This window comes from Mesorhizobium sp. M7A.F.Ca.CA.002.04.1.1 (assembly GCF_004022805.1).
Taxonomy (GTDB): Bacteria; Pseudomonadota; Alphaproteobacteria; order Rhizobiales; family Rhizobiaceae; genus Mesorhizobium; species Mesorhizobium ciceri.
In genome coordinates, this window is the sequence record NZ_RZPL01001299.1 from 1 (window position 1) to 501 (window position 501).

General features: G+C 64.1%; 1 protein-coding gene. It reads left to right on the forward strand.

Annotated elements, in window-relative coordinates; genetic code table 11:
* Positions 1 to 501 (forward strand): dihydroxy-acid dehydratase (locus ENZ75_RS33890; protein WP_206617194.1); only part of this gene is annotated, 501 nt, incomplete at both ends.

Genomic DNA, 501 nt, shown 5'->3' on the forward strand with positions numbered 1-501 from the left:
GATGATGGCCATGGTGCGGCTCAATGTGCCGTCGATCTTCATCTATGGCGGTTCGATCCTGCCCGGCAGCTATCGCGGCCGCCAGATCACCGTGCAGGATGTTTTCGAGGCGGTCGGCCAGCACTCGGTCGGCACGATCAGCGATGACGAACTGCTTGAGATCGAACAGGTCGCGTGTCCCTCGGCCGGTTCCTGCGGCGCCCAGTTCACCGCCAACACCATGGCGACCGTCGCCGAGGCGATCGGCCTGGCGCTGCCCTATTCCTGCGGCGCGCCGGCACCCTATGAAATGCGCGACCGGTTCAATTTCGCCTCGGGCGAAAAGATCATGGAGCTGATCGCCAGAAATATCCGGCCGCGCGACATCGTCACGCTGAAGGCGCTGGAGAATGCGGCGACCGTGGTCTCGGCTACCGGCGGTTCGACCAACGCGGCACTGCATCTGCCGGCGATCGCGCACGAGGCCGGCATCAAGTTCGACCTGTTCGACGTGGCCAAGAT